The 9,637-nt window shown below is 46.4% G+C and carries 6 protein-coding genes; all 6 read left to right on the forward strand.

Annotated features, from left to right (window positions below; genetic code table 11):
* Positions 1-136 precede the first annotated feature (136 nt).
* Entirely contained in the window at positions 137-1,474 is a 1,338-nt protein-coding gene (locus V7Q33_RS16380; protein ID WP_333820511.1) for an MFS transporter, read from the forward strand.
* Positions 1,475-1,635: 161 nt separating this feature from the next.
* Entirely contained in the window at positions 1,636-3,015 is a 1,380-nt protein-coding gene (locus V7Q33_RS16385; RefSeq protein ID WP_333820512.1) for an alginate export family protein, read from the forward strand.
* A 13-nt stretch (positions 3,016-3,028) separates the two neighbouring features.
* Complete coding sequence (locus tag V7Q33_RS16390; protein WP_331977854.1) at positions 3,029-4,264, forward strand: CmpA/NrtA family ABC transporter substrate-binding protein; 1,236 nt, start codon at positions 3,029-3,031, stop codon at positions 4,262-4,264.
* 54 nt (positions 4,265-4,318) lie between these two features.
* Entirely contained in the window at positions 4,319-5,176 is an 858-nt protein-coding gene (ntrB, locus tag V7Q33_RS16395; protein ID WP_333820513.1) for a nitrate ABC transporter permease, read from the forward strand.
* An 18-nt stretch (positions 5,177-5,194) separates the two neighbouring features.
* Positions 5,195-6,013 carry an ABC transporter ATP-binding protein gene (locus tag V7Q33_RS16400; RefSeq protein ID WP_333820514.1) on the forward strand — a complete coding sequence of 273 codons (819 nt, stop codon included), beginning with the start codon at positions 5,195-5,197 and terminating at the stop codon, positions 6,011-6,013.
* A gap of 55 nt (positions 6,014-6,068) precedes the next feature.
* Complete coding sequence (locus V7Q33_RS16405; protein ID WP_333820515.1) at positions 6,069-9,593, forward strand: molybdopterin-dependent oxidoreductase; 3,525 nt, start codon at positions 6,069-6,071, stop codon at positions 9,591-9,593.
* Positions 9,594-9,637 lie beyond the last annotated feature (44 nt).

Consider the following 9,637-nt stretch of genomic DNA (forward strand, 5'->3'; position numbering starts at 1 on the left):
CATTTTATACGATAAAACACGCATGATGCAAACGTTGTTTTACGTAAATCAATCCATTTCATAAATTTATTTACGTAAATATTACGTAAGTTACACCCGTTTTACGTAAGTTTAATACGTAAATAATACGTAAAACATGGAGCAACCAACACTTGCCGGCAAGGCCACCAAAATAAACCTGCTTGACTTCAAATCGCCCTCGATGCGGGCTTTCCACCTTACGTGGATGACTTTCTTTCTTTGTTTCTTCGGGTGGTTTGGCATTGCACCGCTCATGCCCATTGTTCGTAAAGACCTGGCACTTACACAAGCACAGGTTGGCAACATTATTATTGCGTCTGTTTCTATTACCATCTTTGCGCGTTTGTTGTTCGGTTGGTTGTGCGATAAAATCGGGCCGCGTATATGCTACACTGTTCTGCTGATTTTTGGCTCCCTTCCTGTAATGTTGATCGGGCTTAGCAACAGTTATGAATCCTTTCTACTTTTCCGCCTTGCGATTGGTGTGATTGGTGCATCGTTCGTCATCACGCAATATCACACATCGGTTATGTTTGCTCCTAATATAGTGGGCACAGCAAACGCCACAGTAGCCGGTTGGGGCAACATGGGCGGAGGCGTTACGCTGATGGTAATGCCGCTGATCTTTGCTGCATTTGTTGGTGCCGGATATATAGATGCATCCGCGTGGAGATATAGCATGGTAGTGCCCGGTGCTGCGTTGTTCATTATGGGCTTTGTATACTATTTCTTCACGCAAGATACACCCGAAGGTAATTTGTCTGATCTGCGTAAAAAAGATGCGCAGTATAAGGCCAGGAAAGGCGATGAGAAAGGAAGCTTTCTCACAGCTTGCAGAGATTATCGCGTATGGATGTTGTTTCTCGCGTATGGTGCATGCTTTGGTATAGAGATCACAATCGATAATATAGCAACACTATATTTTGTGGATAACTTCAAACTCGGATTGAAAGAAGCCGGTATCATTGCCGGTACATTCGGCATGATGAACCTCTTTGCACGCGCCCTGGGAGGTATATTTGGCGATAAAGCCGGGAAGAAATTCGGATTGAAAGGACGCATACTTATACTCGGTGCGTTTCTGATGCTGGAAGGTTTAGGGATTATGCTCTTCTCTACCATAGAGGTATTGCCATGGGCTATAGCAACGATGTTGTTATTTGCGCTCTTCCTGAAAATGTCTAACGGTGCTACTTATTCTGTAGTGCCCTTTATCAATAAGAAAGCGATTGGTGCTGTGTCAGGTATAGTAGGTGCTGGAGGAAATGTGGGTGCAGTGCTGGCAGGTTTACTCTTTACATCCAACGAAGTTTCGTATCGCGATAGTTTGTTTACCATTGGTATAGCCGTGATTGGTGTATCAGTAATCTCACTGATAGCAGGTACGATAAAGAAAAACGAAGCGGTCGATCAGACCGGGGCTCTTGCCGAACAAGAATTACAGGCAGCATAACCACTCAACTCATCCTATATACTATATATAACCTAATAGAGACATCACAATATCACAGCGCTGTTACCAGGTAGCAGCGGCTGAAATGAAAAAGTCCCCTTTATGAACTGCGACATTCTTCCGGGGGACTAGTATTTAGTTACTACTAAACCATCAAATTTATGGATAAGAAAAATTACTTACCAATTTTACTCGTGCTTTTTTGCCTCGCAGGCCTGCAGCAGGCATTTGCACAATTCACCGTATCGGGCCAGTTGCGAACACGTACAGAACTTCGCAACGGACAAGGTACATTGCAGGTAAAAGATACAGCGCGTGCTGTATTTACATCACAACGCACGCGCCTCAACTTCGGTTATTCCGGTTATCGTTTTAAACTATATGCATCTGTGCAGGATGTTCGCGTGTGGGGCCAGGATGCTTCTTCTATAAATCGTGTTACGACAGATGCCAATGATGGCTTTATGTTGCACGAAGCCTGGGCAGAAATAAGTCTGGTAGACACAGGCAAAGTAATCAAGAATTTTACATTGAAGGTTGGTCGCCAGGAACTGGTATACGATGATGTGCGCCTGCTTGGTAACCTCGACTGGTTGCAACAAGCCAGAAGGCATGATGCGGCATTGTTGAAGTTTGATCACAACGGCTGGACTGCGCACCTGGGTGCTGCCTATAATCAAAATGCAGAACGCAAGTCAAACACTATATACAACGGTGTGCCTACTGCCTACACGGCAAGCACCAATGGTATGGGTGCGATGTATAAATCCATGCAGTTCCTATACCTGGCAAGAAAACATTATTTTGGTAATACATCCGTTCTCTTATTCAAGGACGATTTCAGCAAATTCCATTTTGCTGCAACGGATACCGAAAAGAAAACTCCTATCTATGAGAGTGGTGTATGGAGCCGCTATACAGTAGGTGCCAACATGTTTGGCACTGCCAAACGCAAGCTGGGCTTCGCTATCAGTGCATTTTACCAGGGCGGAAAATATAGAGAAGGCACTTCGCTGAATGAATACTTCTTCTCGGTATCAACGCAGTATGCGGCCGGCAGAAAACTGAGCATTGGCCCGGGTGTAGACATTACTTCCGGTAACAACGGCTCAGATCCTACCAAAAAATATCAACGCTTTGATCCGCTTTACGGAACACCTCACAAGTTCTGGGGCTATATGGATTACTTCTACGTAGCAGATGGATTTGGATCGAATGGTCTTATCGATTATTACCTGAAAGCTAAATATAAACTGAAGGATAACTTTACAATGTCATTGGATGGTCACCGTTTTGTGTTGCCATCGGCTGTTGTTAACAAAGATGGTACAACCATGAAGAAGGCCTTGGGTACGGAGATCGACTTTGTATTTAACTATGCCATGACCAAAGCGGTGAACATTGAAGGTGGTTACTCTACGATGTTCTCTACCAGCACCATGGCATCTGCCAAAGTGAAGAATGTAAGCCGTGCGGCTGATTTCTCTGACTGGGCTTACCTGATGATCTCCATCAAACCTGAATTTACTTTCAAAAACTAAATACTGAAGATCCATGACTAACTATATAAAACGAATATATACCGCACTGCTGCTACCGGTAGCACTGCTGATGCTGACATCCGCTATGCCTGTTAACAGCGGCGAAGGCAGTGGCCACGATGACGTTATCCGCCTGGGATTTATACCCTTAACGGATTGCGCCCCTATAGTAATGGCGAAAGAACTTGGCTTGTTCGAGAAGTACGGACTAAAAGTAGAAGTAAGCAAAGAAGCTTCATGGGCCAACGTTCGTGATAAAATACTGACAGGCGAACTGGATGGAGCACACTGCTTGTTCAGTATGCCGTTCTCAGTATATACCGGCGTAGGTGGAAAGGCTGGTTCGGAAATGAAAATCGCAATGATCCTCAACAACAACGGCCAGGCCATTACTCTCTCCAATGATTTCTGCGGCAAAGTAGGCTTCCGTCAAACCAACAAAGTAGCGTCAGTAGTAGCAGCCAAGCTCAAGGCGGATAAAGAGGTAACCTTTGCTATGACATTTCCCGGTGGAACGCATGATATATGGCTCCGCTATTGGCTGGCGGCGGCAGGGGTAAATCAGAAAACTTCCAGAATTATAACAATACCACCGCCACAAATGGTTGCCAACATGAAAGTAGGTAACATGGATGGCTATTGTGTAGGCGAACCGTGGAACGGATTAGCAACCAAACAAAATATAGGCTTTACGGAGATCACTACACAAGATATCTGGAAGCATCATCCTGAGAAAGCACTTGTAGTAAATAAGGCTTTCAGCGAAACACGCACAGAAGACTTGAAGAAGGTGATGAAAGCAGTACTGGAAGCATGCAAGTGGCTGGACAATCGCGGTAACCGGAAGAAGGCTGCTGCTATCATTGGTAAACCTCAATATGTAAATGCACCTGCCGATGTAATCGAAGCGCGCCTCATGGGTGATTATAATCTCGGATGCGATCAGGGCACACAAATATATACCGATGACTATATGCTGTTCCATCGCAATGGCGATACCAACTACCCGCGCAAATCGTATGGCATCTGGTTTATGACGCAGTATGTTCGTTTCGAGTACCTGCAGGCAGCACCCGACTATAAAGCGATCGCAGATAAACTCATCATGCAGGATTTATACCTCGAAGTAGCGAAGAGCCTGAATGTAAAGATACCGGCAGATGACATGAAGCCGTTTACGCTGACGCTCGATAAAGTAACATTCGATCCGAACAAACCGGACGATTACCTGAAACTTGCTAAAAAGTAAAATGATAAATATACCGGTCTCTTTTTTGGAAGAGACCGGTTAAAAACAGAATACATGAGAAAAGCAATAGCCATAACACTTTCATCTACCCGCGACAGATTTGCGGGCGGTGGCGATGCAGGGACCTTTATTTTGCAAAAGCTGATCGCTTTCGCGAAAGGTCTTTTGTTCAATATACTGGGTGTAGGTATACTCGTTGGCATCTGGTATATCGTGAGTCTGGTGACGAAGGGTGCCCTGCCCACACCGGTAGCAACCTTTGCTGTATTGTGGGAGCTGATTAAAGATCCTTTCTATGACTATGGACCGAATGACAAAGGTATAGGATTGCAATTGGGCAGTTCAATCGTACGCGTGTTCTCCGGCTTTGCGCTGGGTGCGCTGGTCGCCATACCAGCCGGACTGCTGATCGGTGCGAGTAACTTCTGTAAGAAAATGTTTTATCCCATTGTGCAGGTATTGAAACCTGTATCACCCCTGGCGTGGTTTCCAATCGGGCTTGTAGCATTTGAGTCGGCCAGTAAAGCAACCATCTTTATCATCTTCATTACATCACTGTGGCCTACATTGATTAACACGGCATTCGGTGTAGCATCTCTGCCGGATGACCATAAGAACGTAGCAAAAGCATTCGGATTTTCACGGTGGAAGTATCTGACGAAGGTATTGCTGCCCTATAGCCTGCCACACATCATTACAGGCCTGCGCCTGAGTATTGGTGTTGCCTGGCTGGTAATTGTAGCCGGCGAAATGTTATCAGGAGGTATAGGGATTGGTTTCTTTGTGTGGGATAGCTGGAACGCGTTGAGCCTTGAGAAGGTAATCTCCGCTATTCTGATCATTGGTATCGTCGGGTTACTACTCGATAAAGTATTCTCCTGGATTGAGAAGCGTGTAACGTATAGTGTATAACCTAAGAGAATCATCAACATGAATGCATATCTTTCTATTCAGAATATCGAAATCGCCTTTAACACTCCGAAGGGAAAATTTGTAGCAGTAAAAGATATAAACCTCGATATCGCTAAAGGTGAGATCGTATCCATTATTGGGCACTCCGGCTGTGGCAAATCAACGATACTCAATGCGATCAGCGGTATGACTTTCCCGACCAAAGGAAAAGTGATGCTGAACAACCAGCAGATCAAAGGCCCGGGACCGGATCGCGGTATAGTATTCCAAAATTACTCGCTGCTGCCATGGCTTACCGTGGAGGAAAATATATACCAGGCAGTAGATGCAGCGCTGACATCGCACAAGAAGGACGAGAAACGTGCGCTGGTAGAGAAATACCTGCGCATGGTAAACCTGTGGGAACATCGCGAGAAATATCCTAAGCAAATATCAGGAGGTATGAAGCAGCGCACCGCTATAGCACGTGCCTTTGCAATAGACCCGGATGTACTTCTGCTGGATGAGCCTTTCGGTGCGCTCGATGCACTTACCAAAGGTTCACTCCACATTGAACTGCTCAAGATGTGGAACCTTACACAACGCAGTAAAACCATTGTGATGGTAACGCACGATATAGAGGAAGCTATATTTCTCTCCGATCGTATTGTAGTAATGAACAACGGCCCGGCGGCCACGATCCGCGAGATCGAAGAAGTACACCTGCCGCGACCGCGTAATAAAAAGGAAATTGTAAACCTGGAAGAGTATAAAGTAATCCGCGAGCGCCTGCTGAATCTGTTGATGGACAAAGTAGAGATCGATGAAAAAGATTTCTTCAAAGAAAAAGCAGCCTGATGGGTGATTGGTGTACTCGGAGTGCATGTGCATACGTATTTAAAATTTTTCAACTGTGACCAGACGAACTGAAGAAAGTTTTAAAACAACCTGTTCCTATTGTGGTGTAGGGTGTGGTATTGTGGTGAAGAAAGACCGCAAGGGAAAAATTGTAGTAGAAGGTGATAAAGATCACCCGGTAAACAAAGGCATGCTTTGTTCAAAAGGGATGAACCTTCACTATGCGATGCAGGACAAGAGTGACCGATTACTTTACCCGGAGATGCGCTATAGCCGGAACCACCCGTACCAGCGTGTCTCCTGGGATCAGGCGATGAAACGAACGGCTGCGGTTTTCAAATCCATCATGCAAACCTATGGACCAGACTCCGTAGGTTTTTACGTTTCTGGTCAGTGTCTCACCGAAGAATACTATATCGCCAATAAACTGGTAAAAGGTTTTCTGGGCACCAATAACATTGACACCAATTCACGCTTGTGCATGAGCAGCGCCGTTGCCGGCTATGCCAAAACGCTGGGTGAAGATTCCGTTCCTGTAGCTTACGAAGATATAGAGCTGGCAGATTGCTTCCTGATTACCGGAGCAAACCCCGCGTGGTGTCATCCGATTTTATTCAGAAGAATAGAAGCACACAAGCAGGCCAACCCGGGTGTAAAGCTCATCGTGGTTGATCCGCGCAAAACACAAACGTGCGCCATGGCCGATTTACATTTGCAGATTATGCCGGGCACGGATGTATATCTCTATAATGCCATTGCGCGCATACTTATTGAGAATGGTGAAATTGACTATGAATTTATAGCACACCATACAGAGGACTTTGAGAAATACAGGGCATCTGTTTTTCAATATACCGTGGAAGAAGCTGCATTGAACTGTGATGTGCCCGTAAATGATATTCGCAAAGCGGCCGAATATATAGGGGCTTCCAAAGGCTTTCTTACCTTGTGGGCGATGGGTTTGAACCAGAGCGCAATTGGTGTCAATAAAAATATAGCACTGATCAGCCTCAACCTCATTACCGGTCATATCGGGAAGCCGGGCTCCGGACCATTTTCGCTTACGGGCCAACCCAATGCTATGGGAGGTCGTGAAGTAGGTGGACTGGCTACCATGCTGGCCGCGCATCGGTCGTATGCTAATCCTGCGCATCGCGAAGAAGTTGCAAAGTTCTGGGGCGTGCCTGCTATATCCGGGAAGCCGGGCCTTACAGCAACAGAAATGGTCGAAGCACTCGAACGCGGTGATCTCAAAGCGATCTGGATCATTTGTACCAACCCACTGGTAAGTTTGCCGGATGCAAGACGCGTGGAAGCTGCCTTGAAGAATGCACGCTTTGTAGTAGTACAGGATATATCGCGTAAATCAGACACGCTGGAGTTTGCTGATCTGATCTTGCCGGCTGCAGGGCATTTTGAGAAAGAAGGCACGATGACAAACTCCGAGCGAAGAATCAGCTACCTGAACAAAGTAGTTGATGCTCCGGGAGAAGCGTTACCGGATGTAGAGATACTCTGTCGCTTTGCCCACGAGATGGGCTTTCATGGTTTCAACTATACTTCATACGATGAAATATTTGAAGAGCATGCACGACTAACGAAGGGCACGAACCTCGACATCAGCGGGCTGACGTATCAATACCTGAAAGAACACGGAACAGCACAATGGCCGGTGCCGCAGCGAGGTCACAACGGTACGCCCAGACTATTCAGCGATCATCAGTTTTTTACACCTTCGCGCAAAGCGAAGTTTCATGCACTCGATAGTCCGCAGAATACATCAGAACCCGTTACGAATGACTTGCCACTCATTCTGAACACCGGGCGCATACGCGATCAATGGCATACCATGACGAAGACAGGTAAAGTAAATAAACTTCGTCAGCACATTGATAAGCCTTTTGTAGAGATACACCCGCATGACGCCATGCTGCGTGGTATACACGATGGCGATATCGTAGAGGTTGATAACGCCCGCGGATCGGTACGGGTAAGTGCTAAAGTTACAGACGACATTAAGAGAGGTGTTGTGTTTATGCCGATGCACTGGGGAAAAATCTTGCAGAAAGATCTCGGCCGCGCCAATAATCTTACCAGCACTTTGGTTGATCCGGTTTCGAAAGAACCTGATTTCAAGTTTGCCGCAGTGGAAGTACGCAAGTATGAAAAGCCGGTGGAGAAGATTATTGTGGTAGGAGCAGGTGCCGCTGCGTATCGCTTCCTGCAAAGTTACCGCGCACTCAACCAGCAGGACGAGCTTCATGTATTCTCAAAAGAGAAAGATCCATTCTATAACCGCGTGTTGTTGCCCGAGTATGTGAATGATACCTTGTCGTGGGAGCGACTGCAGAAATTCAAGTCCGGTGAGTTTGAAGAACTGAACGTGACACTGCATCACGAAAACGAGGTTGTCATGATCAACCGCGCCCAGCAATTTGTGGTGGATAAATATGGCAGGCGACATACGTACGATAAACTGATACTGGCTACCGGCAGCCGCGCGTTTGTGCCCAAGGAAGCACCGGTACATTTGCCGGGTGTATTTACCATGCGCATGCGAAAGGATGCCGATGATTTAAAGAAATTTTTGAAACCCGATGGGCATGTACTCATCATTGGTGGTGGTTTGCTGGGCCTGGAGCTGGCGGCATCACTGCGCGAAATGAATGTAAATATATCCATCCTGCAACTGAGTGGCCGGTTAATGGAACGCCAGCTGGATAATCTTTCCGGGCAGTTGCTGCTTGAGTTTGTAGAAGAGCTGGATATACAGGTATATCTCAACGACCAGGTAGAAAGTGTAGAGCAATCAATGACCACCACCGGACAATTGGCCGCTTCATTCAAGAGCGGAAAGACGGTGCACGTAGATGCTGTAGTATATGCTGTAGGTACAAGACCGAATATTGAATTTGCTACCGAGGCCGGTATTGAAAGTGCGCGCGGCATTCTTGTGAACGACTACATGCAAAGCAACGACCCCGCTATATTTGCCATGGGGGAAATTGCCGAACACCGTGGAAAATTACTCGGTATAACTTCGGCTGCCGAACAACAGGCCGATGTGCTGGCACGTTACCTCAACGGTGACGTGCAGAGTACCTATGAAGGTTCTGTGCCAATGAACATTTTGAAGTTCTCGCACTTCGATCTTTGTTCCATTGGTATAGCAGAGGCGCCCGTGAACAGTGAAGGTTACGATGAAATTCTTTTCATCGACAAGTCCATGCGCTACTATAAGAAGTGTATCATAAAAGACGATAAGCTTGTAGGCGCTGTGCTTGTAGGAGATAAATCCGAGTTTGCCGATTTCAAAATGCTGATAGAAAGTCAGGTAGAGCTTTCAGAACGAAGATTACAGTTGTTACGCTCCGGCAAAAAAGCTGAACCGATGATGGGCAAACTTGTGTGCTCCTGCAACCAGGTAGGCGAAGGAAATCTGCGCAAGCTCATCGATGGCGGATGCAAGTCGCTGCCCGAGCTTTGCCAGACATCCGGTGCAGGCATGGGCTGCGGAAGCTGCAAACCGGAAATACAGCGATTACTGCGCGAAGTTGAAGTGCAGAGTTTGAAAGTTTAGTTTAGAGTTCAATGTTTAAAGTTCAATGTTCAATGTTCAATGTT

It is taken from the genome of Ohtaekwangia sp. (assembly GCF_036786105.1).
Taxonomy (GTDB): Bacteria; Bacteroidota; Bacteroidia; order Cytophagales; family Cyclobacteriaceae; genus Ohtaekwangia.